The organism is Amycolatopsis dendrobii, from assembly GCF_014145675.1.
Lineage (GTDB): Bacteria > Actinomycetota > Actinomycetes > Mycobacteriales > Pseudonocardiaceae > Amycolatopsis > Amycolatopsis dendrobii.
In genome coordinates, this window is record NZ_JACGZW010000008.1 from 240,583 (window position 1) to 265,218 (window position 24,636).

Genomic DNA, 24,636 nt, shown 5'->3' on the forward strand with positions numbered 1-24,636 from the left:
ACCGGCATGAACACTCACGACCCCGGTGCGACGGCCCGCTGAACGCTGTCGCGGAGCAGGTTCCGGCGTTGCTCGTGCAGTTCCGGAGGCTCCTGGTCGCTGGCGGCATAGACGTTGCTGACCGGCGACCACGCCATCGACATCGCGATCACCATGGCCATCAGGTCGAACGGGTCGCCGTCCCGGACGAGGCCCGCGGTTTGCGCGTCGGCGATGGCACGCAGTTTGGCGTCGTCGAGGCGGTCGCTGTCGTCGACGAGGTGCCCGGCCGGACGGCGTTCCAGGCGTTCCCAGGTGGCCAGCCGGATGAGGTCGGGCCGGCGGAGGTACTCGTCGTAGAGGCGGACGGCCCAGTCGGCGAGGTCGGTGGCGTCGATCGGCACGACGGTCATGATCCGCTCCAGGGAAGCGGAGAAAACCGCGTCGAACAGCCCTTCCTTGTTGCCGAAGTAGCCGTAGAGCTGCGCCTTGTTGGTGCGGGCCGCGGCCACGATGCGCTCGACTCGCGCCCCGGCGATCCCGTGCTCGGCGAACTCCCGGGTCGCCGCGTCCAGGATGCGCTGCCTGGTGGCGGTGCCGCGCGAGGTCAGGGGCTTGTCGGCCATGCCGGGCACGATAACAACAGACCAGTCTGTTTGCCGAATCGGCGGGCGGCGGCTAGCGTGGCAATAGACCGAACAGTCTGTTTGCTAAGGGGCGAACATGAGAAGCACTCCGGGCTGGCAAGCCGACGGCGCCGGGTTACGGCAGACCGTCCTGCGACGCCGGGAACTGCGGCCCGACGACGTCGCCGTTCGCGTGGACTACTGCGGCGTCTGCCATACCGATCTCCACGCCGTCCGCACTCACAGCGGCGAAGCGCCTTTGGTGCCCGGCCACGAGTTCACCGGCGTGGTGACCGATCTCGGGCGCGAGGCCACCCGATTCGCCAGCGGCGACCCGGTCGCGGTCGGGAACATCGTCGATTCGTGCGGCGAATGCGCGATGTGCCGGGCAGGACAGGAAAACTTCTGTCACGAGTTCCCGACCTTGACCTACGGCGGCACCGACCGCCACGACGGAACCAGCACGCTCGGAGCGTTCTCCCGCGAGTACGTCGTCCGCGACGAGTTCGCCTACCCGCTCCCCGCCGGACTCGACCCCGCGGCCGCCGCTCCCCTGCTGTGCGCGGGAATCACGGTCTGGGAACCGCTGCGCGCCCTCGGCGCCGGACCCGGCACCCGGGTCGCCGTGGCCGGGCTCGGCGGCCTCGGGCACCTCGCCGTCAAACTCGCTGTCGCGCTCGGGGCCGACACCACGGTCGTCAGCCGATCGGCCGGGAAAGCCGACGACGCCCGGCGGCTCGGCGCCCACGACCTGATCGTCTCCGCGGACCAGCGCCAGATGGCCGCCGCCCGGGACCGGTTCGACGTCGTCATCGACACCATCGCCGTCCCGCACGACGTCTCGCCGTATCTGGGCCTGGTCGCCCTCGACGGAACCCTGAGCCACGTCGGGCACCTCGGCGCGGTCACCGTGCAGGCCACCGATCTGCTGATCGGACGCAAGAAACTCAGCTCCGCGGGCAGCGGCGGCCGTCCCGCGACCGCCGCCATGCTGGAGTTCTGCGCCGAGCACGGGATCACCGCCGACATCGAACTTCTGCCGTCCGCCCGCGTCAACGAGGCTCTCGAACGCTTGGAGCGCAACGACGTCCGCTACCGCTTCGTGCTGGACCTGTCCGATCTGCCGGAGAACCGCTGAGCGCGGTCAGCCCACGTAGCCCGCGGGCTGTCCCCAGTCCGCACCCCGGGTCGTAGTCCGGTCCACCAGCACGCACCGGGTTCCGGTGAAGTTCGTCGGCATGCACTTGTTGCAGTGGATGCACAACGACGGCGTCTCCGGCTCGGCCGCGATGCGGTTCACCAGATCCGGCTCGCGCAGCAACGCCCGGCCCATCGCGACGTACTGGAATCCTTCCCGCATCGCCAGATCCATCGACGCGCGGTCGGTGATCCCGCCGAGCAGCACCATCGGCAGCTTCACCGCGGCCCGGATCTGCCGGGCGTCCTCGAGGAGAAACGCGTCCCGGTAAGGATATTCTCGGATGAATTTCTTCCCCACCGCCTGCACGCCCAGTTTCAGCGGCTGCGGCATCACCGCCGCGAACTCGCGGACCGGCGCGTCCCCCTTGAAGAGGTACATCGGGTTGAGCAGCGACGAACCGGCGGTCATCTCGAGCGCGTCGCAAGTGCCGTCGGCTTCGAGCCACTGCGTCACCGGGATCGCCTCGTCGAGCCAAAAGCCGCCAGGCGCGCCGTCGTCCATGTTCATTTTCACGATCACCGCGATCCGGTCGCCGACCGCGTCGCGCACCGCGCGCATCGTGTCGCGCGCGAGCCGGGCGCGGTTTTCCAGCGAACCGCCGTATTCGTCGGTGCGATGGTTGAGTTTCGGGCTCAGGAAGGAGCTGATCAGATAGTTGTGTCCTAAGTGGACCTCGATCGCGTCGAAGCCGCACTCGATGGCGCGCAGGGCCGCGTCGGCGTGGGCGCGTTTGACGCGTTCGATGCCGGCGTGGTCGATTTCCTGCGCGAAACTGAGCGTCGTCTTGTGGAAGTACCGGCTCGGCGCGAGCGCGGGCAGCCCGTTGCCCTTCGGATTCGCGACCGGCCCGCCGTGCCCGATCTGCGCCGAGATCGCCGCGCCCTCGGCGTGCACCGCGTCGGTGAGCACGCGCAGCCCGGGGAGGGATTCGTCGGCCCAGTAGATCTGATGCCGGTCGGTGCGGCCTTCCTTGGCCACCGCGCAGTAGGCGACCGTCGTCATCCCGACGCCGCCCTTCGCGTACCCGACGTGGAAATCGACCAGATCCCGGGTGACCCGGCCGTGATGGCTGAGGCCCTCGTAGGTCGCCGCCTTGACGACGCGATTGCGCAACTGCACCGGCCCGAGCCTCGCGGGGGCAAGCGGATCGGGCGGGGTGGGGGTCGTGGAAGTCACGGTGTCACGGTAGGAAAGGCAGGGGGTGGGCCGCTCTCGCGATCTCGGTGACCGGGAGGCCTGGGACCGGCGGCGAACCCGCGGATGCGGTAACGCTCCGGCCGGGCCCGGCGACTCCGGTGCATCTATCCGTGCGCCCGAGGAGAAACAGCCGTGGCCGATCCCGAGCCCCGCCCTCGCTATCACGCCGATGCGTTCACCGGTCCCCGAGCAGTCGCCGCGCGGCTCAAAGAAGCGTCAGAAACGGACGGGCCGACGGACTACGCGAACCGGATCAACCTCGAGATCCTCGGCCAGCTCGCGGCTATCCGGCGGCACGCGCTGATCCTGGCCACCATAGTCGTGCTGTGGGCGATCCTGACTTTGATCGGGTTCATCGTGCTCATGGCCAATCTCCTCAGCAGCGGATCGTCCCTCTACCGCTACTAAGGAACCGTCACATTCCCTGCCCTGCCCAAGGAGCCGCCTCCTCCAGCTGCGCCGCCAGCGACAACAGCAGCCCCTCCTGCCCAAGATCCGCCGCGAACTGCACCCCCAGCGGCAGCCCGTCGTCGTCCCGGCCCAGCGGGAGCGAGATCGCAGGCATCCCGGTCACGTTGAAAACGCTGGTCCACGCCGAATACGCGCCCGCGTGCTCGTAGATCGACGCCGGATCGGTCGTGTCCAGCAGGCCCAGCGGCGGGGCCGGGAGCGGCAAGGTCGGCGTGAGCAGCACGTCATACGAGGTGAAGACCTGCCCGACTTCCCAGCCGATCTCCTGTGCCCGGCGCAGTGCGCGGTGGAGCTGGTTCGCGGTCAAGCCGCGGTAGTGGTCGAGCAGCAGCGCGGTGAACGGCTCGACGTCGCCCGGCTCGAGTTCGCGGCCCAGTGCGGCCAGCCGGTCTTCGACGATCACCACCAGGTCCGCGCCCATCAGCACTCCGCCGGTCGTGCGGACGTCCGGGACATCGAACGGGGCCACGGTTTCCTCGACGCGGTGGCCGAGTTCCTCGCACAGTTTCGCGGCCTGCTGCACGGCAGCCACGCAAGCGGGATGCGGGTCGACGCCGGTCCGGGCCTCCGTGGCCACGCCGATGCGGAGGCGGCCGGGGGCGCGGCGGGTCGCGTCCAGGAAGGTGCCGGACGGGGTCGGGGCGGCGAAGGCTTCGCCCGGGAGCGGTCCGGCGATCGCGTCCAGCAGGGCTGCGCTGTCACGGACCGTCGTGGTGACCGCGTGGGCGACCGAGACCGGCGCGGCGAGGGTGCCGGAGTCTGGGGCGCCGGTGGTGCGGCCGCGGCTCGGTTTCAGGCCGACCAGGCCGCACATCGCCGACGGGATGCGGATCGAGCCGCCGCCGTCGGTCGCGTGGGCGGCGGGGACCAGGCCCGCGGCGACGGCGGCTGCCGAACCGCCGCTGGAGCCGCCGGGTGAGCGGGACCGGTCGTGCGGGTTGCGGGTCGGGCCGTGCAGTTGCGGTTCGGTGCTCGCGTTGAGGCCGAATTCGGGAGTGTTGGTGGTGCCCAGGATGACCAGGCCGGCGCGTTTGTAGCGGCGGATCAGTTCGCTGTCCACAGTGGATACAGCAGAGGCGAACAAGCGACTGCCCTGGGTGGCGGGGAGTCCGGCGACCTCGGTGCCGAGATCTTTGACCAGGAACGGGACTCCGGTGAGCGGGCCGTCCGGCAGTCCGGCGTCGATTTCGGCCAGGGCGGCTTCGAAACGGCGGCCGACGACGGCGTTGAGCCGCGGATTCGCCTGCTCGATGCGGGTGATCGCGGCTTCGGCGGCCTCTCGGGCGGACAGGTCGCCGCGGCGGATGGCGGCGGCGGTATCGAGGACAGAAAGCACAGCGAGGTCTCCTCAGAAAAGCTCAGCCGAAGAAGGCTTGGCCGCCGTCGAGCGGCACGGTGGCTCCGGTCAGGTAGCGCAGATCGGAGCCGACCAGCGCGACGACGGCGCGGCCGATGTCCTCCTCGCATTCCCCGATCCGGCCCATCGGAATGGTCGCGACGAATTCGGCGGCCTCTTCCGGATTGTGTTCGGTCCACCATTTCAACCCGGGCGACAACGCGTGCGGCGCGATCGCGTTGACCCGGATCCCGTCGCGCGCCCACTCCACGGCAGCAGTGCGCGACAGCGAGCGCAAGGCTTGTTTCGCTGCGGCGTAAGCACCGTAGGTGGTGGGATCCCAGCGCACCATCGCTGAGGTGACCAGGTTGACGATCGAACCGTCGCCGGTCGCCTTCAAATGCGGGTGGGCGGCTTTCATGAAGGCGAAAGCCGCGAACGGGCCGGTCTCGAAACCGCGCGCGAAATCCTTGTCGCTCATTTCCAGCAACGGACCGAAGGCACCGGAGTATGCGTTGTTGACCAGGATGTCCAGTCGGCCGAACCGCGAACCGACCTCGTCGACGACGCCGGGAATCGACGCGGTATCCGCGACATCGCACTCGAACGGTTCCGCGGAAGCTCCCCGCTCGCGCAGGAGGCGGCAGGTCTCGTCCAGTTTGCCGCGCGTACGCCCGAGGACGGCGACCGACGCCCCCTCCCCCGCCAGCGCCAGCGCGATTCCTTGCCCGACGCCTTGTCCGGCGCCGGTCACCAGGGCCACCCGGCCCGCGAGCGTGTTCATCGGCCTCCTTCGTCCGGGGCAACCGGTCGTGCGACGTGTTTCGCCACGAAAATGCCGTCCGCGGAAACGCAGACCTGGCCGTCGGCGAGAATCTCGCCGGTCGTGTGGATCCGCCGGCCCTCGCTGGATTGCTGCCGCGCACGCACGGTCAGCTCCTCGAACAACGGGGTCGTCCGGTGGTAGCGGACGCTGAGGGTGCCGGTCATCCCGTCCGGTCCCGGCCCCCAACTGTTGGCGACGCCGAGCGCGTGATCCAGCAGCAGCGCGGAAATCCCGCCGTGCACGCAGCCGGGCGGGCCCTGATACGGCAAGCCGAGCGTCACCGTGCCGGTCACCGATCCGTCCGGCAGGCCGTGCAGGCGCAGCGGCGGCGCGAGCGCGTTTTCCGGGCCGGTGACAGGATCGTGCCGAGGCCGCCCGGCCCACATTCCGACGAACCGCTCCTGGCGCTCCGGCGCGTGTTCTTCCAGCTGGGCGGCGATCCGGTTGAGGTCGCGGGCGATGTCGGACATCGGTGCGGCGCTGCCCGCACCAGCGTGCAGGAGCGCGTTGACGACCCGGCGCGCGGCCGCGGCGGCAGCGTCGATGCCGTCGTCATTCGGGACCGGTGACAAGGGAACGTTTTCGGCGTAAGTCGTCATCAGTAGTGCGCCGCCGGGCGGAGGGTCGCCTCGGCGCCGCCGTCGACGTAGACGACCTGGCCGGTGATGTGCGTGGTCGCGGCGTCGGCGAAGTACACCAGCACACGCGCGACGTCCTCCGCGGCCGCGTAACCGTGCAGCGGCATCGGGACCGCTTTGTCCATCACGGCCTTCATCTTCGGGTCGGCGAAAAGCTCGTCGGTCATCGGCGTCCGGACCACGCCGGGCGCGACCACGTTGACCGCGATGCCCGCGTCGGCCCAGCCCGCCGAGACGGACGTCCGGCGCGCCCATTGCGCGATCGCGGACTTCGAGGACGGGTAGAGCTGCAGCGCGCGATTGTCCGCGATCGCCTCGCGGGCAGCGGTCAGCGCGGCTTGCTCGTCGCCGCGCAGGCAGGCCTCGACCACCGCGGGGTCGTTCGGCTGGGTGCCGGAGATCGAGCCGACCAGGACGACCCGCGGCGACTCGGACTTCGCGAGCAGCGGCTGCAGGGCCTCGATGAACTCGGTGCTGCCGAAGTAGTTCACCGTGATCATGGCTTCGCCGGGATTCGACGTTCCGGCGCAGGTGACGACCGCGTCGACGTGCCCGGTGCGCTTGCCGACCTCCTCGGCGGCGGCGGCGCGGCCGTGCGGGGTCGAGAGGTCCGCGTCGACGTCGCTGCCCGCGAGGTCGACGCCGAGGACCTGGTCGCCGCGTTCGGCGAGGAGACCGCTGAGCGCCGCCCCGATCCCCGAACTCGCTCCGGTGACGACGACGGTGCGCGGCATGACGGCCTCCTGAAGTGTGGTTCCGGGAACGGCCGCGACGCTACGGGGACTCCGCGCGCGCACGGCGGGTCGATCCCGGTCACCGGGAGAAGCCGGTCAGCGGCCCAGTCCGGCCAGCAGCAACCGGCACGCCAGCACCGTGTCCGCCTCCGCCTCCTCGGCGGTGATGTGCCCGTTGAGCTGCGAAGTCAGCACGCCGTACCAGGTCTGCTCGATCAACCGGACCAGACGGCGGTCGTGGTCACTGGGCTCGGCCACCCCGGCGACGCGCAGGATCAGATCGGCGAACTCGACCGCCGCGGCCATGTTCGGCGACTCCCCCGCGACGGTCGCGTTGTTCGACTGCAGCATCGCCTGCGCGAGCCGCGGCCGTTCCAGCAGGCGGCGGGCGGCGTCGACCAGCACGCGTGCGACCGCCTCGGCCGGTTCCTGCCCGGGTTCGACCGGGACGCTGTTGCGGTCCAGCTGCTCGACCTGGCTGTGCAGCAGCGCGGTGAACAGGATCGTCTTCGACGGGAAGTACCGGTACAGCGTGGCGATGGCGACGCCGGCGTCGCGGGCGACGTCGAGCATCTGGATCCGGTCGAGGCCGTGCTCGGCACCGTGGTCCGCGGCCGCTCGCAGGATGCGCCGGTAGCGCTCCTGCTGCGCGGGCGAACTCGGCGTGGCCGGCGCCCGGTTCTCGGCGACTCTCGGCACCGCGACTCCTCCGCTCGTGATCAGGCCATTCTCTCCCACGATCCTCCCACCGGGCGCCGCCGCTACCGGTGAGTGGGATGACCGCGCCCGGGCGCGGCGGCGATGCGGTTGGCTCGCCGGGTCGCGACGACTTGGAGGACTCATGGCTTTCGACGACCAGTTCGACGTGGTGGTGGCCGGCTCCGGCGCGGGCGCGCTGACCGGCGCGTACCTCGCCGCCCGGGCCGGGTTGCGCACCGCGGTGGTCGAGGGCGCGGACCTGCTCGGCGGGACTTCCGCCTACTCCGGCGCGGCCTGCTGGCTGCCCGGCACACAGGTGCAGGAGCGGTTCGGCGTCGCGGATTCCACCGCCGCCGCGCGCGAGTACCTGCGCGCGCTGCTCGGCGAGGACCGGACCGGGCGGCAGGAGGCGTTCCTGGCGAAGGCGCCGGAACTGGTCGCGGCGCTGGAGGCGGATCCGGCGCTCGAGTTCGAATGGCGGGCGTTCCCGGACTACTTCGACCGGCCGGGCCGGGTCCCCGGCGGACGCTCGTTCGTGCCGGTCGACCTGCCGCTCTCCGAACTGGGCGACCGGGCCGAACTGGTGCGTCCGCCGGTCGACCGCGACCGCGCCGGCCGCGGGCACCGGGACGCCCCGCTGGACGGCGGCCGCGCGCTGATCGGCCGGCTGCTGCTGGCCTTCGACGCGACCGGCAACGGCACTGTGTTCACCGGAACTCCGGTCGACGAACTGGTGGTCGAGGACGGCCGGGTCGTCGGCGTCGGTGCCGGCTCGAGGCGGATCGGGGCGACCCGCGGCGTGCTCATCGGCGCGGGCGGATTCGAGCGGAACGCGGACCTGCGGGAACAGTCCGGCGTGCCGGGCTCGGCGGCGTGGTCGATGGCACCCGCGGAAACGAACCGCGGCCAGGTCCTGGCGGCGGCGCTCGCACTCGGCGCGGCCGTCGACCTGATGGACGAGGGCTGGTGGTGCCCGGGAATCGCGATGCCGGACGGCGGCGCGTCGTTCACGCTCGGCTTCCGCGGCGGTCTCGTCGTCGACCGCGACGGGCGGCGCTATGCGAACGAGTCGCTGCCATACGACCAGATGGGCCGTGAGATGGCAGCAGACCCGGCGCGGCGGGTTCCCTCGCACCTCGTGTTCGACAGCCGGGAGGGCGGCCGGCTGCCCGCGATCGCGTTGCCGGGCGGACGGCCGGACGACCATCTGGCGGCTGGCACCTGGGTGGAGGCGGACACGCTCGCGGAACTGGCGAAACTGATCGACGCTCCCGAGTTGCCCGAGACGGCGGCCCGGTTCAACTCGTTCGCCGAAGCCGGGCGCGACGAGGATTTCGGGCGGGGCGAAGACGAATACGCGCGGCATTTCGCGAATCCGGTGCTGGTGCCGGTGGATCGCCCGCCGTTTCGCGCTGCCCGGCTGGTGTTGTCGGACCTGGGCACGAAGGGCGGTCTGGTGACCGATCCGGACGCGCGGGTGCTGCGCGAGGACGGCTCGGCGGTGGCAGGTCTTTATGCGGTCGGCAATTCGGCGGCGTCCATGACCGGAAGCTACTACCCGGGTCCGGGAATTCCGTTGGGCACGGCGATGGCTTTCGCGGCGCGGGCCGTCGACGATCTGGTGGCACAGGCCGGAAAATAGCCGGATTGCCGCGCAGCACCGCACCACCGCGGGCCAGGCGCGTCAACCGAGCACCGTGCCCGAGCTTTCCGTGTTGCGAGGGCGTTTGCGGGAGAAGGCCGAGAGGTCGATCTCCAGCCCGGTGTGTTCGCCGAGGTACTGCGCCGGTCGCGTGTCGTGGTCCGTGCCGTTCTCGGTCTGTTCGATGATCGCGGCGAGGAACTTGCCGACGACCGGGGCGTTTTTGAATTGATTGCCGCTGGTGCCCATGGCGACGTAGAACCCGTCGAGCCCGGTGCGGTCGTAGATGGGGGTCCAGTCGTCGGCGACGTCGTAGACCCCTACCACCCCCCGCGCCCGGTTCGGGACCGTCAACTCGGGCAGCCGCCGGGCTGCGCGGGTCACTTGCGCCTCGAACACCGCCATGGTCGGGTGCGTCGCGACCGCGTCCGGGTCGTCCGCCCACTGCAGCGGATCGCACTCCGGTTCCGTGCCGCCGACCAGCAGACCCCCGCCGGGCTCGCCGCGCAGATACGTGCCCAGGTCCATGTCCGCCACCGAAATCCCGACCCCGGCACCGGATTGATACCCCGGCGGCGCCGCCACGTGCGCGACCTCCTGGCGCAACGGCCGGCACGACACCGTGAAATCCGCGCCGACCCCGGCCAGTTCGTTGACGCGCGTCGACCACGGGCCGGCGGCGTTGACCACCACGGCACACGGAATCCGGGTCCCGTCGCCCAGCACTACCGCACTCACGCGGCCATCGGCCCGCTCGACGCCGCACACGGTCGTGCGGAAGCGGAACTGCGCGCCGTGGAACCGCGCGGCGGCGGCCAGGTTCTGCGCGGCCAGCGCCGGATCGGTCACGAATCCCGCGTCGGGCGTGTACACCGCGCCCAATGCGGACTCCGCGTCCGCCCAGAACCGGTTGTCGTCAAGGCGTTTCGGCGGCCAGTAACTGCCGACGTCGATACCCGGTATCCGTTCCCGCAGCTCCGCGCTCGACCACTCCTCGAACGGGACCCCGGCCTCTTTGAACAGCGGCACATACGCCGACCGCGGCGCGGCAGGGACGTCCAGCATCGCCAGCCCGCACCGCTCGAACCGGGCCGGCTGCCCGACGTCGCAACCGAGGTGCTCCGCCCACGCCCGCCAAGCGAAATGCGCCTCCCAGGCCGCGGAGACCCCGGCCAGCGTGGAAAAGTTGAACCGCACCACCGCACTCGAAGCGGCCGTGGAACCGTGGCCTGGAGCCCCGGCCTTGTCGACGACCGTCACGCGCCACCCACGCCTGCCGAGTTCCAGCGCGACCGAAGCACCGACAACGCCCGAACCGATCACCACGACATCGGCGGCCATGGAACCCCACTCCCCTCACGGAAACCCCGTGCGCCACGCCGGGCACGCACGATGACACGGCCATTGTCGGCAGGCGCGCAGTCGCGCGGCATCAAGCATTCGCCGCATCTCCGCGCGCGAAACCGCGACCACTGTCGACCCGCGGTGCCGCCTGTCCCCTGCGTCAGCCGACCTGACCGCGCAGCCTGCACGCGTCATCTGTCGCGCCGGACCGCCACCGCGCACGACAGGTGTCGCTTGTCCTCGAAGGCGTGGTGGGAGACAGTGGACGCTGGCCCGTACCAGCGGAGGTAAGCGCTCATGGCTGATGAGCTGCAGGAGGTCGTGGACACCCTCGCCGAGCGGCTGCAGCGGTCGGTGGCGATCGACGACCCGCAGATCCGGCTGCTCGCGGCGAGCCGCCATTTCGGCGACGAGGACACGACGCGGGTCTTCTCGGTGCTCAACCGCTCGCTCGACCCGCGGTTGTGCGAGCAGATCCTCGCCAAGGGCATCGTGCAGTGGACCAGCCCGGGCCTGGTGGCCGTGCCGAACGAAGGGACGCTGCCGCGGCTGTGCGTACCGATCCGCTGTGCCGGTCTGCTGCTCGGCTACCTGTGGCTCATCGACCCCGATGCCACGCTGACCGAGCACGACAAGGAGAGCGCGCGGGAAGCCGCCGAACGCGCCGGCGTCGTGCTGTACCGGGACCTCATCGTGCACGAACGCACCCGGGCCCGGCACGAGGCGATCCTGTGGGAGCTGGTGGCCACCGACCCGGCCATCCGTTCGCAGGCGGTCGAGGACCTGCGTGCCGAGCAGCTGTTCCCCGCGACGGCCATGCACTTCCAGGTGCTCGGCGTGCAGCACCGGGGAGCCGAATCCCCGCAGACGGTGGCCATGGAGGCGGCGCTCGAGGACGCACAGGACACGATCGCGCAGTACTGCGGGGCGCAGGGCTCCGCGCTCGTCGCCGCGAACAAGTCCCGGGCCTGGTTGGTGATCGCCCAGCCGCGGCCGTTGTCGCGGCGCGAGACGGAGACCGTCTGCGACCGCCTCACCGCACGATTCGACCAGCTCACCCACCACGACGGGCAACTCGTGCTGGGCATCGGCGGTCCCGTCGCCCGGATCGAGGACATCATCGAGTCGTACCGGCAGGCTTTCCTCGCAGTGCGCGCGGCACAGCTCGTCCCCTCCGTCGGACCGATCGCCCGCTGGGACGAACTGGGGCCCTACGCGCTCCTGATGAAAATGCCCGCCGAGGATCTGCTCGCCGCCGCGCAGGTGCCGGCGCTCGCCGTCCTGGAACGCGAGGACGGCCAACGCGGGCTCGTCACGACGCTGGAAGCGTTCCTCGACAACGCGGGCGATGTCGCCCGTACCGCGGGCGAGCTCAAGGTGCACCGGGCCACCCTGTACCACCGGCTCAAACGCATCGAAGCGATCACCGAATGCGACCTGAACCGAGGCGAAGACCGGCTCACCCTCCACTTGGGACTGAAACTGCGCACCCTGGCCGCCGCCTACCGCAACCAGACGGCTCCGGAGACCTCTTCCGCCGCGCTGCGCTCGGTGTCCTGACCCACCAGGAAAGCGCACCCCTCAGCCGCAAGACTGCTGGGCATGACGTTGGCGCCGCCCAAGCGGATTTTCCGCCTGCTCCGCCGGAAACCACCGCACCAAAGCCATCATCTCTCACAGGTTGCCGGCAGCTGGCTTCATCCCGAGATGGTCCATGACGAACGCGAGGATCTCCGCGTGGTGTTCGATGGCCTGCGCCCGCGTCGCCGGCAGGTGGCCGTAGTCCTTCCGGACCCGCAGCAGCGGCTTGTTCGCGGCGCTGGCCGCGCGCAGCCGCGCGGTGAAGACGCGGCCGTGGAACGGCTCGCAGCCGAAGTCGTGCTCCCCGAAAATCTGCAGCACAGCCGGATGCCGCACGCCGACGCGAACGTTGTGGTACGGGGAAAAGGCGGCGAGACGACGGGAGTCCTCGGGGTCCGTGACGTCCCCGTAGTCCTCGAGGAACGCCCCGCGCGCTTCCTTGGCCGCGGGGTTGCCGGGGCTCTGGAACTCCAGCATGTCCAGCAGCGGCACATCGGCCACCACCGCGCCCCAGAGATCCGGCCGGCGCACGAGCGCGACGCCGGCGAGCATGCCGCCGTTGCTCTTGCCGTAGAAGGCGAGCCGTCCGGGTTCGCTGACCCCGGTCGCGATCAGTTCGCCGGCGACGGCGAACAGGTCGTCGAAGGTGTTCTGCTTGTTGGCCAAGCGCCCGGCTTCGTACCACTCCCGGCCGTATTCGGCGCCCCCGCGAAGGTTCGCCTGCACGTACACGCCGCCCGCCGCGAGGAACGGCCCGACATTCCCGAGGTAGTGGGGCATCAGCGCCTGGTTGAACCCGCCGTAGGCTTCGATGAAGGCCGGCTGCGGCTTGCTGCGGTCGAGATCGGGCCGGTGGACGACGAAGTACGGGATCCGGGCGCCGTCCCGGCTCGTGGCGAACGCGCGGTCGACGGTCAGGTCCGGAAAGGCCCGGCCGCTCTCGCTCAGCCGGACGAGTTCGTTCGTCTCGGGCAGGTAGCGGTAGTCCACCGACGCCTGCTGGAAAGTCTCGTGGGTGAACGTCAGCTCGGTGGAACGCTCGAAGCGGCGGGCGGCCATCGCGGTGGGCGAGGAACCGGAACCGGGCATCGGGACGGCCGCCTTCGCCTCGCCGGTCGCGCCGACCACCCGGAACTCGACCGCGATGTCCCGGATCTCGCAGACGACCAGGTCGTCGCCGAGCTTGCGGACGCACCGCAGGACCGCTTCGGACTCCGGCACCAGTTCGCGCCAGGTGCGTTCGTCGGCGGAGGTGGCGACGGGGACGGCGACCACTCTGCCGCGCGGCGCGTCGCCGGTGACCACCGCGACGTAGGTGTCGTCGTCGTACCACACCCCGTGGCACTCGCCGCGGTAGTCCGCGGGGAGGAAGGGCCGCCATTCGCCGGTGGCGCGGTCCAGGAGGCGGCAGGCGATCTGCTCGTGCTGCCCGGCGAGGGCGACGACCCGGGCGCCGTCCGGGGACACCTGCGCGGTCAGCGTGAAGGTGTTGTGCGGCAACTGGTCGCAGGGGAACACGGTGTCGGCCTCGGCGGGGACGCCCGCGGTTACCGGGACGAAGCGCAGCCGGTGCTCGCCGGTGTCCGTCCGGTCGGCCGTGTAGAACCCGGTACCGTCCGGCAGCCAGCCAGGAGTCGCGCCCGCGGCGACGTGGCGCGGCGCCTCGACCGGCAGCATCCGGCCGTCTTCGGTGCGGACGACGTGCAGCGTGCCGATCGTCTGTCCCAGCGGGTAAGCGGCGAACACGACCCGTGCTCCGTCGGGGGCCGGTTCGTACCAGAGCAGCTGCGAGCCCTGGCCGAACGCGGGGTCGCGCGGGTCGACGAGAAGAGTGCGGGGGCCGTCCGCGGTTTCCGAAACCCACAGGCCCAGCGTCGGGTCGTCGGCGGCGACCGCGGCGAGCCGGAACCAGAACCGGCCCATGCGGCGCGGCGTCGTGGTCCCCCAGATCTCCGCGTTCGACGGCTGGTCCGCGACGGTCCGGCCGAGCTGGTCGCGGATCTCGCCGAAGTGCGCCCAGCCGCGGATCGCGGCCGTGGTGGCGGCGTTCTCCCGTTCCTGCCAGGCGAGCGTCTCCGGGGTGTTCTCCCGCAGCCAGCGGTTCTCGTCGGTGAACGTCACCGCCCCGACCGTCACGACCTGCTCGCTGGTATTCCCGTCCGCCGTTTCCGTCGTCACCCGTGCTCCTCGGTTCTGTGTGGGCAAGGAACGCGCTCCGCGCCAATCGTGCGGTTCAGCTTAGGATTCGCCGTCGCTAGCGGCCGCAGACAAGCGTTGCGACTCCGCGCCCGGGGACGCGACAGCTGTCGCCCGCGCCAGATGTCGGACCGCCGCGCCGAACTGCCCGACGTTTGTCCAATTCTCCTCGGCGAGTCCGCATCGCAAGCTGGGTACCGGGTTCGCCGCCTTCGCCCCCGCCTGGAGGTATTCATGTCCGCACGCACGGTCGACCTCGTCACCCGCAACGTCGTCGAGATTCCCGCGGAACCGGCCGCGATCTGGCCGTTGCTGCTCGATCCGGACAGGTGGAAACAGGGGGCGAAACCGGTCCGGGAATCGGGTGAGCCGGGCGCCGTCGGGGAGGTCCGGGTCGCCCGGGAGACGATCGACGGCGTCGAGTACCGCCTGGCCGTCGAGACGGTGGTGCTCGAACCGCCTTTCCGCAAGGTCGTGAAGCTGCTGACCGGAGCCCCGGACGATCCCGGGTGGGCCGCGTGGCAGCTCGTCCCGCTGGCCGGCTCGACGCTGGTGAGCTACGAGGTCTACAGCCGGCACGAAATGGACGGCGCGATGACCGCGGACGATTACCGGGCGGCGAACCGGCTTCGCTTCGACGCCGAACTCGCCACGCTCAAGCGGCTGGTCGAGGAGGAGGTGGCGGGCGATGAAAAATGAAGTGGTGGCGAGCGGCCTGCCGGCGCCGAGGGGCCGAACGCGATCGGTGAGCGCGTTGCTGGTCGGTGCCGTGCTCGTCTACGGCTTGCTCGAAGCCATGATCGTGCCCGCGCTGCCGCTCATTCAAGGCGGAATCGGCGCCACTCAGGCGGAAGCCGGATGGATCATCTCGGCGATGGCGCTCGTCGGCGCGGTCGCGACGCCGGTCGTCAGCAGGCTCGCCGACATCCGCGACCGGCGGCGCGTTTTCCTCGGTGTGCTCGCGGTCGTCTTCGTGGGGATCGCGACCGCGGGGCTGGCCCCGTCGGTGCTGGTGTTCGCGATCGGCCAGGGGCTGCAGGGCGCCGGGGTCGGCCTGGTGCCGCTCGCCGTCGGCATCGTCCGCGACACCGAACCGCCCGAGCGGTTGCGCCGGACGAACGGCCTGTTCGTCGGAGGACTGGCCGTCGCCAACGCGGCCGGGGTGCTGCTGGCCGGGCCGCTGCTCTCCGCGCTCCCGTACCAATGGCTGTACTGGCTGGCGTTGATCGTGCTCGTTCCGCTGCTGGCGTTCGCGGTTGCCGTGATGCCCTCCTATCCGCCTTCGGTACGCGGCAGGGTCGACTCCGCCGGCGCCGCCCTGCTCGGCCTCGGAGTGGTCGCGCTCCTGCTGGCCATCACCTTCGCCGCCTCGACCGGGTGGGCGTCGGCTCCCGTGCTCGGGCTGGGCGCGGCGGCGATCGTCGCGCTGGCGGGGTTCGTCCTCGTCGAGCGACGCGTCGCCGACCCCCTGGTGGATCTGCGGCTGGGCGGCTCCGCGGTGCTGATCGTGCACGTGACCGCGTTCGCCGCGGGAGTGTCCTCGGCGGTGCTGATGATCGCGGTGCCGAGAATCGCGGCGGCGCCGGCGGCGACCGGGTACGGGCTGGGTTCGACCGCGGTCGCCACCGGGCTGATCATGTTCCCGCTCGGGGTGCTCGGCGCGGTCTCCGCCCCGCTGACCGGCCGGCTGGAGCGGCTGGTCGGTTCGCGCATGGTGATGGTGCTTTCCGGGGCGCTGCTGCTCGCGGCGGGACTGATCATGGTGAGCGGCCGGTCCAGCGCTTTCGTCCTCGCCGTCGGCGCCGGACTGGTCGGGGTGGCCATCGGCACCGGGCTCACTCAGGGCGTCAACATCATCGCGCTCACGCTTCCCGCCGACCGCGTCGCGAGCGTGACCGGGCTCGCTTACGTGCTGCGCGCTGTCGGCAACGCGGTCGGCGCCCAATTGGCCGCCACCGTCATGGCCCTCGACCTGCTTCCGGGCACCCAGCTGCCCACCTGGAACGCCATCACCTGGGTCTTCCTCGGCGCGGGCGCGGTAGGGGCGCTCGTGGCAGCGGTGTCTTTCCGGCTCCCCGCGCGGCTCACCGCCGCACGCTGAACCGCGCGCATCCGTCCGACCAAGGAGACGCACATGGCCCCGACCGTCCGAGCCCTCGCCGACCGGGTGTGGGACCACGTCCTGCGGACCGAGCCGCACTACGCGCTGCGCGCCGGCCGTCCCGTCGAGCACCTGCCGAACGGGTCACTCGACGAGGCGGAAGAACGGGCCGCGACGGGCCGGTCCGTGCGTGCGGCACTCGCCGAGACCGACGACGCCGCGCTCGACCGGGACACGGCCGCGCTGCTGCACTTCATCGCCGACCAGTGGGCGTGCGCCGACCAATCGTGGTGGTGGCACTTCCCGGTCGCGCCTTACCAGCTGTTCGAGCTCAGCTTCACCGCGCCGCAAGCCTTCGGCGCGATCACTTTCGCCGACCCGAACGCCGATGTCGAGCTTTTCCTTTCCCTCGCTGGGGATCTCGCTCGGCGGGTACGCGGCGCGGAGGCGAAGCTTCGTGCGCAGGCCGAGCGCGGATGGGGAACGCCGCGAGCGGCGTTGCCAGGATTCGTCTCCGCCGTCGTCGGCCTGCGCGCCGCGACGCAGCGGTGGCTCAGCCTGGACGAGCATCGCATCGAGCCCCTCTCCCCCGCACTGCGCGGCAGGCTCGCCGACGGACTTGGCCGCGCCGTGACCAACGACGTACTGCCCGCGGTCGACTCCCTGCTGCGCTACCTCGACGGTCCGGCACGAGACACCGCGACACCAGGGGTCGGGCTCGGCCAATACCCCGGCGGCGAGCAAGCATACCGGCGACTGGTACGGCAGTACGCCTCCTATGACATCTCACCAGAGCAGGTGCACGACATCGGGCAAACCCAGGTCGCCGAGCTCACCGAGAAGATGGCGAAACTGCGCTCCGAGATCGGGTTCGACGGCGACGAAGCCGCCTACCGGAGCGTCCTCGACGCGGACGAACGATTCCACGCCCGCCACGCCGAGGACGTCGCCGCGACCTACCAGCGCCACCTCGCCGCCGTCGAACCGCTGCTGGGGCATTGGTTCTCGGTGCTGCCCAAGGCACCGCACACAGTCGAACGCCTCGATCCCGAACTCGAAGCCGGACTGTCCTACGGGTACTACGAACAACCAGGACCGGCCAATCCCGCAGGCCGCTACCGCTACAACGGATCCGGGCTCGACAGCCGATCACAGATCAACGCGGCGACCCTGATCTTTCACGAACTCGTTCCCGGGCACCACTTCCACCTCGCGCGCCAGGAAGAAGACACCGCACTGCACCCGATCCGCGGCAAGTTCGCCCCCGAACTGCTCGGCGCCTACACCGAAGGCTGGGCCGAATACGCCGCCTCGCTCGGGACCGAAATGGGCCTCTACGCCGATCCCTGGGACCGGTACGGCCACTACGTGCACCAGCGCCTCACCGCGCAACGACTCGTCGTCGACACCGGGCTCAACGCGTTCGGCTGGTCCTTGGAGAAGGCGGAGGCGTACATGGCGGCCACGACCTTGGAATCGCCGCCTCAAATACACACCGAAACGCTGCGCTACTCCACTGATATGCCCGGCCAAGCGCTTGGCTACCGCCTCGGGTTCCTCAAGTTCTGGGAACTGCGCGAACAAGCCGCGCGGAAACTCGGGGCCGCCTTCGACGTCCGCGCCTTCCACGAGGTCGTCCTCGGTCCCGGTGCGCTCCCGCTCACCGCCGTCAGCGAGAACACGGCAGACTTCGTTGCGGAGCAAACCACCGGATGACACCGTGGTCCGCGCTATCCCTTCGGCGGGGTGAACGCGGCCAACTGCTCCGACCCGGACCAGTCATGCCCCCAGTAGCTGTCCCGGGTGATCTCCTCGGCCGTATAGAACCGCTCGTCCACCAGCATTCCCTCGGTCCCGTACTCCAGATCCCACCCGCCCGGAGCCCGGACGTAGAACGACACCATCTTGTCGTTCGTGTGCCGACCCAGCGTCGACGACACCGAGAACCCGCGTTTGCCGACCTCGTCCAGGGCGCGGCCGACGGCATCGAGGGAGTCGACCTCGACCATCAGGTGCACCAGGCCCGGCGGTTCGCCGTGCGGGGCGGGGCAGATCGCCAGGCTGTGGTGGCGCTGGTTGACGCCCATGAAGCGCACCCGGCGGGGTTTCTGATCGGGAGCCGCGCCGCCCATCGCGACCGCGCCGCGCGGCAGGAAGCCGAGGACCTCGGTGTAGAACGTCTCGACCTCGGCGAAGTTCGTGGTCGGCAGCACGACGTGGCCCATGCCCTGTGCGCCGGTCACGAACTGCTGCGTCCACTTCGTCCGGACCGGGTCGTGATCGAGGACCGGGCCGAAAAACACCTCGACGGGGGTGCCGGACGGATCGTCGAAGGTGAGCGCCGAATCCACGCGGCGTTCGCGGCATTGCTCTTCCGACAACACTTTCACCGCGGTTCCGGACGCCTCCACCGCCCGCCCGACCGCGGCCAGCGCGAACTGGTCGCGCACCTCCCAGCCCACCGCGAGCACCCGGTCGTCCTCGCCGGGCAGCACGATCAGCCGCGCCTCGCGTTCGTCCATCCGGAGGTACAGGCCGTCGGCGACCGGGCCGGACGTTTCGGCGAAGCCGAGCGCCTCCACGGTCAGTTCGCGCCAGCGCGGCAGGTCCCGGCTCTGGACCCGGAGGTATCCGAGCCCTCGGATCTCGGTCATGGCGAAACTCCTTGCGGGATAGGAAGGTTCAGATCATGGAGAGCATCGGGCCGGGTGGCGGCTCGACGTCGAGGTCGGTGAGCGCGGACGCGTGGAACACCGAACCGGGCACGTGGATCGCGTGCGCCAGGCCCATGTGGCCGTCGCGCCAGAACCGCTGGATCGGGTTGTCCATCCGCAGGCCGTTGCCGCCGCTGCGGGCGACCACCTCGTCCATCGCGCGCACCGCCCGCCATGCCGCGGCGACCTGGGTGCGGCGCGACGCGGCACGGTCGGCGAGCGTCACCGGCTCCCCGGCCGCTGCCTTGTCGTAGAACCGGGAAACATTGTCCAGCATGGCGATTCGCGAGGCTTTGATCTCTTCGGCGGCGGCGCTGATCGCGAACAGGACGTACGGGTCGTCCTTCACCCGGGTGCCGGTGATCTGCACGCGAGTGCGTTGATATGCCAGATGCGCGGCCAGCGCGCCCTCCGCGATGCCGATCACCGCGGACGTGATGCCGAGCGGGAAGATCGTGGTGAACGGGACGCCGTACGTCGGGTTCGTGCGGCCGGATTCCCGCAGCGCGCTGCCGTCGGTCATCCGGCTGAACGGGACCGCCCGGTACTCCGGAATGAACGCGTCCTTGACGACGATGTCCTTGCTGCCGGTGCCGCGCAGGCCGACGACATCCCAGGTGTCCTCGACGATTTCGTAATCCGCGCGAGGCAGGATCACGTGGTAATTCCGGGGCGGCTGCACGACATCGCCGTCCGCGTCGCCGAGGAATCCGCCGAGGAAAATCCAGTCGCAATGATCGGTGCCGGACGAGAACTGCCACCGTCCGTTGAAGACATACCCGCCGTCGACCGGCTTCAGCACGCCCATCGGCGCGTACGGCGAAGCGATCCAGGTGTCGTTGTCCGCACCCCAGATTTCTTCCTGGACGCGACGGTCGCAGAGCGCCATTTCCCACGGGTGCACGCCGACGATCCCGGCCACCCAGCCCGTCGAACCGTCGAGCGAAGCCAGCCGCATCACCGTTTCCGCGAATTCGCGCGGATGCGCTTCCGCGCCGCCGTAATCGGCGGGCTGGAGCATTTTGATCGCGCCGGTTTCCCGGAGCACCTTCGCCGCTTCGTCGGCGAGCCGGCCGAGCCGCTCGTTTTCCGGTCCGAGCGCGGCGATCTCCTCGGACCGCTCCTCGACGGCGGCTAGAGCGGGATGGGTCATGGCGCTTCCCTTTCTCCGGTCCGGATACGGTGCGGTCCCGGCTGCCCCGAGCCTCCCAGCGGAGCACCCGAGCGCGCGGGCGCGCTCCCGGTCAACGGGATCAGGGCCGCGGCACCTTGCTCCGCACGACCTTGCCGGTCACGTTGCGCGGCAAGGGATCCGGCCCGATCCGCCACCGCGACGGAACCTTGAAATACGCCAGCCGCTCGGCCGCGAAGGCCCGCAGTTCCTCCGCCTCGATCGGCACCGAGACCACCACGACCGCAGCCACTTCCTGGCCGAGGTCGACATGCGGCACGCCCAGCACAATGCATTCCCGCACCGCCGGATGTTCCGCCAGCACGTTCTCGACCTCGGCCGGATAAACGTTCTCGCCGCCGTGCAGGATCAAATCCGAACGCCGTGCGGCGAGCCGGAGCAGCCCGTCGGAGAGAACGCCGATATCCCCGGTGTGCAGCCATCGCTCGTCGTCGATAGCGGCTGCGGTGGCTTCGGGATCTTCCCAATAGCCGAGCATCGTGAACGGGCTGCGCACGCAGATCTCTCCCGCGCTGCCCTCCGGCATCGCCTCGCCGGACGCGTCCCGGATCTCCAACTCCACCGTCGCGATCGGATGCCCGACAGTGCCGGGGAAAGCCGCCAGGTCACCAGCAGCGGCAACGGCGATCGCCGTGGAGGATTCGGTGAGGCCGTAGCTGTCGACCAATCCCTTCTCCGCCATGGGGAGTTCCGCGCGGAGCCGTTGCTGGAATGCAGGCGAAGAAGGCGCGGCACCGAGAGTGAAAGCGGTCAGCGAGGAAAGGTCGTATCGGGCAAGGTTGCCGTGTTCCAGCAGCCGGTGTGCCATGGTCGGCACGACGCCCCAGTTCGTCACCCGCTCAGCCTCGACCAATCGCAGCACTCGCTCCGCGTCGAAACCTCCCTGGTGCACCACGACCGCGCTGCCGTCCGCCAGCCGCGGCACGACGAGGTTGTGCAGTCCGGCGATGTGAAACAGCGGCACCCCGAGCAAGTACCGCCGCGCGGACGGATCCGTCGGGTCGCCGAGCACACGGGCGACTTCGCTGTTCAGGCGGTGAAACTCGATCACCGACGTCAGGTTCCGGTGCGTGTGCACCGCGCCTTTCGGCCGTCCGGTCGTGCCGCTGGTGTAAAGGATGACCGCCGGATCGTCCTCGGCCACCGCACAGGAAGGCAGCGGTGCGTCCGGCCGGGAGCGGGCGAGCCGGGGAACATCCTCCTCGACAGTCAGCACCGGAACGCCGTCCAGCAGCGCGGCCCGCTTCGAATCGGCGACCACGAGCGACGGTCGGGTGTGGCCGAGCGCGTACGCCAGTTCCGGCCGCGACCACCACGCGTTGTAGCCGACCGCGATCGCGCCCAGCGACACCGTCGCCCAGAACGCGATCACCCACTCCGGACTGTTCGCCGCCGCGATCGCGACCCGGTCGCCCTTGCCGATCCCGTACTCGTCGCGAAGCGCGCAGGCCACCGATGCGACCTGCCGGGCATGGTCAGCGAAGTTGATACGGCGATCGGCCGTCACCAGGTACTCGCGTTCACCGTGTCGTGCCGAGGCCGCCAGCACCTCCCCCAAGGACCGCGCGCGGCGGGCGAACACCGTCATCGGCACGCCCAGCACCTCTTCGGTGCGAAGCTCGCACGGTCCGCCGGGCGCGGTCAGTGCCTGCCGAGGATCAGCGGAGAGGCTCATCAAAGGTCTCCCTCCTCGCGCACCGGTGCGGGCGTGATTGTGCCTGCTCGCCGCAGTGAGCGCCGGGCCGATTCCAGTGACCGGGACCGGCTCAGAGGAACGCTGGTTCGCCGTACGCGCCCTGGCGCAGCAGCCCGGGCGACTCGGCCCGGCCGTCGAGAACCCGGTTGGTACGCCGGGTGACCTTCCATCCTGCATCGGTGCGGGCGAGCGCCCAATGGTTCGCCGTCGCCCGCCGGACAACAAAGCGGTCGTCCTGATATACCACCATCAGCGAATGACATACCGCGATCGCCGTGTCGCCGTCGACGGTCACGTGCGGCGGGCCGACGAAATGCGCGCATCCGCCGGAGATCCAGCCTTGATGGGCGCTCGACCGCACCATCCGGGCCAGCTGCTCCCGGCCTTCGAGGTAGATCTCGTCGACGTCGTACACGCCGTCCTCGGTCCACAGCGCGGCGACGTCCTCGGCCGCGCCGGCGTCGACCAGCGGACCGTACGCGGCGATCAGCCTGCTGATCTCGCGTTCGTCCTCCAGCCGCGCGAGCCGCGCCTCCAACTGGGCGATCCGGTCCACCTCAGACCTCGCTTCCTAGCTCGGCGAGCGTTTCGAGCTGCTCGCGGTAGTGGTCGGCCGAGTTCGCGGCGATCCGCGCGCTGACCGTCGTCGCCCCGGCCTCGACCACCCGGGCCAGCCGGTCCCGGCAGGACGCCGTGCCAGGGTCCAGCGGCCGTCCGGGCGACAGCACGACCTGGAAGCCGTCCGGCAGCTGAACCGTGCCGAGCATCCGGCGCAGCTCTTCCAGCGACAATCCGAACGGGACCCAGCCGTCGGCGAGCTCCGCCGCGCGGCGGAGCGAGCGTTTGGTTCGGCCGCCGATCCACAGCGGGACTTTCGCCTGGACGGCATGCGGTTCGACGATCATCCCGGCGAAGTCGTAGTGCGGACCGTGGTATTCCGGCAGCCGCTGCGACAACGCGGCCCGCAGCGCCCGGAGCGCGTCGTCGGCCCGCTCGCCGCGCTGTTCGAACGGCGCGCCCAGCAGGTCGAACTCCTCCCGCAGCGACCCGACGCCCAGGCCGAGCACGAGCCGCCCGCCGCTGACCGTGTCAAGCGTTCCGTAGCGCTTCGCGATCTCCAGCGGGTGGTGATATCCCAGCACGAGCACCTGCGTGACCAACCGGATCCGGTTGGTACGAGCAGCCAGGAAGCCGAAGGTGGCGAGCGGATCCCAGTACGTCGAGCCGCGCTGCTCCGCCACCGGTACCGGCACCGCGACGTGCTCGCTGCAGGTCAGGTGATGGAAGCCGAGACGGTCCGCGGTCTCGGCGATCCGTGCCAGGTCTTCGATGCCCGCGGCGTCCTCCCAGGCGTTCGGATCCCCCGGCAGCCGGGTCACCACGGGGCTCACGAGGCCGATGTCCATGCGCCATGCCTACCGGCCGCTCGCGCCTGCGCGAGCGGCTTCTCCCGCTGATCGGGAGCCGTGCCGCACTCGTGACCCGCCGCTTGTTGACGCCGTGCCCGGCCGCCGTGTTACCGTCAAAACTAGAAATGATTTCAATTCGTCCGCGAGGAGCACAGCATGACGGTTGTCGCGATCGAAACGGACTCCCTCGGCACGGACGTCGCACAGAACCGCGCCCTGCCGCCGTCGATGGTCGAGAGGATGACGCTGATCCTCGACGCGTTCGACGCGCCGAGCACCCGGCTCACCCTCGAACAGGTCGCACGCACGACCCATCTCCCCCGTTCGACCGCGCACCGCATCCTCGACCAGCTCGTGCGACTGCAGTGGCTGTCGCATTCGTCGTTCGGCTACGCGCTCGGCGCGCGGGCGCTGAATCTCGGCGGCACCGGCGGCAACCACCTCGAACTGCGCGAGGCGACCGCGGCCGTGCTGCACGAACTGCAGTTGCGCACCGGGATGGTCGCGCACCTGGCGATCCTCGACGGCGCCGACGTCCGGTATCTCGACAAGGTCGGCGGCCGGTTCGCCGCGGTGGTCCCGTCGCGCGTCGGCGGCCGCGCGCCCGCGCAGTGCACCGCGCTCGGCAAGGCGATGCTCGCGTGGCTGCCCGCCGAACAGGTCGAGGACCGGGTCATGCCGACACTCGGCCGCCAGACCAGCCGGACGATCTGCGACATGGTGACGCTGCACCGCGAACTCGGGCGGATCCGCGACCGCAACGGCCTCGCCTTCGAGCGCGGCGAATGCTTCGCTGACATCTCCTGTGTCGCCGCTGCCATCCGAGGCCCGGAAGGACCCGAGGCGGCGATCTCTCTGGTCGGCGACGCACACACCGCACTGGAGCGCGTCGCACCGCTCGTCGTGGTCGCCGCACGGCAGGTCACGCAGGAGCTGTACCCGATGGTCCGGTTGCGCACCGCCGAGCCCGCCTGGAATTGAACCGTCCACAAAGGACTTCCGGTCACTGGGATGCCACCGGCCTCGGGACCGCCCGCCGTTCTACGTTCTACCT

Annotated in this window: 22 protein-coding genes; 8 read left to right on the plus strand and 14 right to left on the minus strand. The window is 70.5% G+C overall.

Annotated features, from left to right (window positions below):
* Nucleotides 1–14: 14 nt before the first annotated feature.
* Nucleotides 15–605: a TetR/AcrR family transcriptional regulator gene (locus H4281_RS24310; RefSeq protein ID WP_182893234.1), complete on the minus strand. Its 591-nt coding sequence runs from the start codon at nt 603–605 to the stop codon at nt 15–17.
* Between the two features lie 97 nt (nt 606–702).
* On the opposite strand from H4281_RS24310, the gene H4281_RS24315 reads away from it, so the two are divergent.
* Nucleotides 703–1,743 (plus strand): NAD(P)-dependent alcohol dehydrogenase, encoded by a 1,041-nt coding sequence (locus H4281_RS24315; protein ID WP_182893235.1) that lies wholly within the window; start codon nt 703–705, stop codon nt 1,741–1,743.
* A 6-nt stretch (nt 1,744–1,749) separates the two neighbouring features.
* Here H4281_RS24315 and H4281_RS24320 read toward each other — a convergent pair whose 3' ends face one another.
* On the minus strand, nt 1,750–2,982 hold the full coding sequence (locus H4281_RS24320; RefSeq protein WP_182893236.1) for an NADH:flavin oxidoreductase: 1,233 nt from the start codon (nt 2,980–2,982) through the stop codon (nt 1,750–1,752).
* Between the two features lie 153 nt (nt 2,983–3,135).
* On the opposite strand from H4281_RS24320, the gene H4281_RS24325 reads away from it, so the two are divergent.
* Nucleotides 3,136–3,411: a hypothetical protein gene (locus tag H4281_RS24325; RefSeq protein WP_182893237.1), complete on the plus strand. Its 276-nt coding sequence runs from the start codon at nt 3,136–3,138 to the stop codon at nt 3,409–3,411.
* Nucleotides 3,412–3,418: 7 nt separating this feature from the next.
* On the opposite strand, the gene H4281_RS24330 is transcribed toward H4281_RS24325, so the two are convergent.
* From H4281_RS24330 to H4281_RS24350, 5 genes are all read right to left on the minus strand, one after another.
* Nucleotides 3,419–4,810 carry an amidase gene (locus H4281_RS24330; RefSeq protein ID WP_182893238.1) on the minus strand — a complete coding sequence of 464 codons (1,392 nt, stop codon included), beginning with the start codon at nt 4,808–4,810 and terminating at the stop codon, nt 3,419–3,421.
* A gap of 22 nt (nt 4,811–4,832) precedes the next feature.
* Nucleotides 4,833–5,594 carry an SDR family NAD(P)-dependent oxidoreductase gene (locus H4281_RS24335; protein WP_182893239.1) on the minus strand — a complete coding sequence of 254 codons (762 nt, stop codon included), beginning with the start codon at nt 5,592–5,594 and terminating at the stop codon, nt 4,833–4,835.
* Nucleotides 5,591–6,235, minus strand: coding sequence for a PaaI family thioesterase (locus tag H4281_RS24340; protein ID WP_182893240.1), 645 nt, complete (start codon nt 6,233–6,235; stop codon nt 5,591–5,593). Before H4281_RS24340 ends, H4281_RS24335 begins: the two co-directional genes overlap by 4 nt.
* A complete protein-coding gene (locus tag H4281_RS24345; protein WP_182893241.1) occupies nt 6,235–7,008 on the minus strand; it encodes an SDR family oxidoreductase in 774 nt (257 codons plus the stop codon). The genes H4281_RS24340 and H4281_RS24345 overlap by 1 nt, the downstream gene beginning before the upstream one ends.
* Before the next feature lie 96 nt (nt 7,009–7,104).
* A complete protein-coding gene (locus H4281_RS24350) occupies nt 7,105–7,707 on the minus strand; it encodes a TetR/AcrR family transcriptional regulator (RefSeq protein ID WP_182893242.1) in 603 nt (200 codons plus the stop codon).
* Nucleotides 7,708–7,849: 142 nt separating this feature from the next.
* Between H4281_RS24350 and H4281_RS24355 the strand changes: the two genes are divergently transcribed.
* Nucleotides 7,850–9,349 (plus strand): FAD-binding protein, encoded by a 1,500-nt coding sequence (locus H4281_RS24355; RefSeq protein ID WP_182893243.1) that lies wholly within the window; start codon nt 7,850–7,852, stop codon nt 9,347–9,349.
* Between the two features lie 42 nt (nt 9,350–9,391).
* Here H4281_RS24355 and H4281_RS24360 read toward each other — a convergent pair whose 3' ends face one another.
* Entirely contained in the window at nt 9,392–10,690 is a 1,299-nt protein-coding gene (locus H4281_RS24360; RefSeq protein ID WP_182893244.1) for an NAD(P)/FAD-dependent oxidoreductase, read from the minus strand.
* Between the two features lie 300 nt (nt 10,691–10,990).
* On the opposite strand from H4281_RS24360, the gene H4281_RS24365 reads away from it, so the two are divergent.
* Nucleotides 10,991–12,253, plus strand: coding sequence for a PucR family transcriptional regulator (locus tag H4281_RS24365; protein ID WP_182893245.1), 1,263 nt, complete (start codon nt 10,991–10,993; stop codon nt 12,251–12,253).
* Nucleotides 12,254–12,367: 114 nt separating this feature from the next.
* On the opposite strand, the gene H4281_RS24370 is transcribed toward H4281_RS24365, so the two are convergent.
* On the minus strand, nt 12,368–14,452 hold the full coding sequence (locus tag H4281_RS24370; RefSeq protein ID WP_182893246.1) for a prolyl oligopeptidase family serine peptidase: 2,085 nt from the start codon (nt 14,450–14,452) through the stop codon (nt 12,368–12,370).
* Nucleotides 14,453–14,704: 252 nt separating this feature from the next.
* Between H4281_RS24370 and H4281_RS24375 the strand changes: the two genes are divergently transcribed.
* From H4281_RS24375 to H4281_RS24385, 3 genes are read left to right on the plus strand one after another with little or no spacing between them, the layout of a single operon-like run.
* Nucleotides 14,705–15,169: an SRPBCC family protein gene (locus H4281_RS24375; protein ID WP_182893247.1), complete on the plus strand. Its 465-nt coding sequence runs from the start codon at nt 14,705–14,707 to the stop codon at nt 15,167–15,169.
* A complete protein-coding gene (locus H4281_RS24380) occupies nt 15,159–16,571 on the plus strand; it encodes an MFS transporter (protein ID WP_182893248.1) in 1,413 nt (470 codons plus the stop codon). Before H4281_RS24375 ends, H4281_RS24380 begins: the two co-directional genes overlap by 11 nt.
* Nucleotides 16,572–16,604: 33 nt before the next feature.
* Nucleotides 16,605–18,287, plus strand: a complete 1,683-nt coding sequence (locus tag H4281_RS24385) for a DUF885 domain-containing protein (protein ID WP_182893249.1) — start codon at nt 16,605–16,607, stop codon at nt 18,285–18,287.
* A gap of 14 nt (nt 18,288–18,301) precedes the next feature.
* On the opposite strand, the gene H4281_RS24390 is transcribed toward H4281_RS24385, so the two are convergent.
* The 5 genes from H4281_RS24390 to H4281_RS24410 all read right to left on the minus strand — a co-directional run bounded on the left by H4281_RS24390 (nt 18,302) and on the right by H4281_RS24410 (nt 23,579).
* Nucleotides 18,302–19,225 (minus strand): VOC family protein, encoded by a 924-nt coding sequence (locus H4281_RS24390; RefSeq protein ID WP_182893250.1) that lies wholly within the window; start codon nt 19,223–19,225, stop codon nt 18,302–18,304.
* Nucleotides 19,226–19,253: 28 nt separating this feature from the next.
* Entirely contained in the window at nt 19,254–20,438 is a 1,185-nt protein-coding gene (locus tag H4281_RS24395) for an acyl-CoA dehydrogenase family protein (RefSeq protein ID WP_182893251.1), read from the minus strand.
* A 100-nt stretch (nt 20,439–20,538) separates the two neighbouring features.
* Nucleotides 20,539–22,152: a steroid-24-oyl-CoA synthetase gene (gene casG / locus H4281_RS24400; RefSeq protein ID WP_182893252.1), complete on the minus strand. Its 1,614-nt coding sequence runs from the start codon at nt 22,150–22,152 to the stop codon at nt 20,539–20,541.
* Nucleotides 22,153–22,243: 91 nt separating this feature from the next.
* Entirely contained in the window at nt 22,244–22,729 is a 486-nt protein-coding gene (locus H4281_RS24405; protein ID WP_182893253.1) for a nuclear transport factor 2 family protein, read from the minus strand.
* 1 nt (nt 22,730) lies between these two features.
* Entirely contained in the window at nt 22,731–23,579 is an 849-nt protein-coding gene (locus H4281_RS24410; protein ID WP_182893254.1) for an LLM class F420-dependent oxidoreductase, read from the minus strand.
* Nucleotides 23,580–23,738: 159 nt separating this feature from the next.
* Between H4281_RS24410 and H4281_RS24415 the strand changes: the two genes are divergently transcribed.
* Nucleotides 23,739–24,563 carry an IclR family transcriptional regulator gene (locus H4281_RS24415; RefSeq protein ID WP_182893255.1) on the plus strand — a complete coding sequence of 275 codons (825 nt, stop codon included), beginning with the start codon at nt 23,739–23,741 and terminating at the stop codon, nt 24,561–24,563.
* Nucleotides 24,564–24,636: the final 73 nt, after the last annotated feature.

What these genes read in the sequence shown, in the direction of transcription:
- casG (WP_182893252.1), bottom strand. Translation starts at nt 22,152, where the DNA reads ATGAGCCTCTCCGCTGATCCTCGGCAGGCACTGACCGCGCCCGGCGGA.
- H4281_RS24360 (WP_182893244.1), bottom strand. Translation starts at nt 10,690, where the DNA reads ATGGCCGCCGATGTCGTGGTGATCGGTTCGGGCGTTGTCGGTGCTTCG.
- H4281_RS24410 (WP_182893254.1), bottom strand. Translation starts at nt 23,579, where the DNA reads ATGGACATCGGCCTCGTGAGCCCCGTGGTGACCCGGCTGCCGGGGGAT.
- H4281_RS24335 (WP_182893239.1), bottom strand. Translation starts at nt 5,594, where the DNA reads ATGAACACGCTCGCGGGCCGGGTGGCCCTGGTGACCGGCGCCGGACAA.
- H4281_RS24310 (WP_182893234.1), bottom strand. Translation starts at nt 605, where the DNA reads ATGGCCGACAAGCCCCTGACCTCGCGCGGCACCGCCACCAGGCAGCGC.
- H4281_RS24415 (WP_182893255.1), top strand. Translation starts at nt 23,739, where the DNA reads ATGACGGTTGTCGCGATCGAAACGGACTCCCTCGGCACGGACGTCGCA.
- H4281_RS24375 (WP_182893247.1), top strand. Translation starts at nt 14,705, where the DNA reads ATGTCCGCACGCACGGTCGACCTCGTCACCCGCAACGTCGTCGAGATT.
- H4281_RS24365 (WP_182893245.1), top strand. Translation starts at nt 10,991, where the DNA reads ATGGCTGATGAGCTGCAGGAGGTCGTGGACACCCTCGCCGAGCGGCTG.
- H4281_RS24345 (WP_182893241.1), bottom strand. Translation starts at nt 7,008, where the DNA reads ATGCCGCGCACCGTCGTCGTCACCGGAGCGAGTTCGGGGATCGGGGCG.
- H4281_RS24315 (WP_182893235.1), top strand. Translation starts at nt 703, where the DNA reads ATGAGAAGCACTCCGGGCTGGCAAGCCGACGGCGCCGGGTTACGGCAG.
- H4281_RS24390 (WP_182893250.1), bottom strand. Translation starts at nt 19,225, where the DNA reads ATGACCGAGATCCGAGGGCTCGGATACCTCCGGGTCCAGAGCCGGGAC.
- H4281_RS24395 (WP_182893251.1), bottom strand. Translation starts at nt 20,438, where the DNA reads ATGACCCATCCCGCTCTAGCCGCCGTCGAGGAGCGGTCCGAGGAGATC.
- H4281_RS24355 (WP_182893243.1), top strand. Translation starts at nt 7,850, where the DNA reads ATGGCTTTCGACGACCAGTTCGACGTGGTGGTGGCCGGCTCCGGCGCG.
- H4281_RS24380 (WP_182893248.1), top strand. Translation starts at nt 15,159, where the DNA reads ATGAAAAATGAAGTGGTGGCGAGCGGCCTGCCGGCGCCGAGGGGCCGA.
- H4281_RS24340 (WP_182893240.1), bottom strand. Translation starts at nt 6,235, where the DNA reads ATGACGACTTACGCCGAAAACGTTCCCTTGTCACCGGTCCCGAATGAC.
- H4281_RS24385 (WP_182893249.1), top strand. Translation starts at nt 16,605, where the DNA reads ATGGCCCCGACCGTCCGAGCCCTCGCCGACCGGGTGTGGGACCACGTC.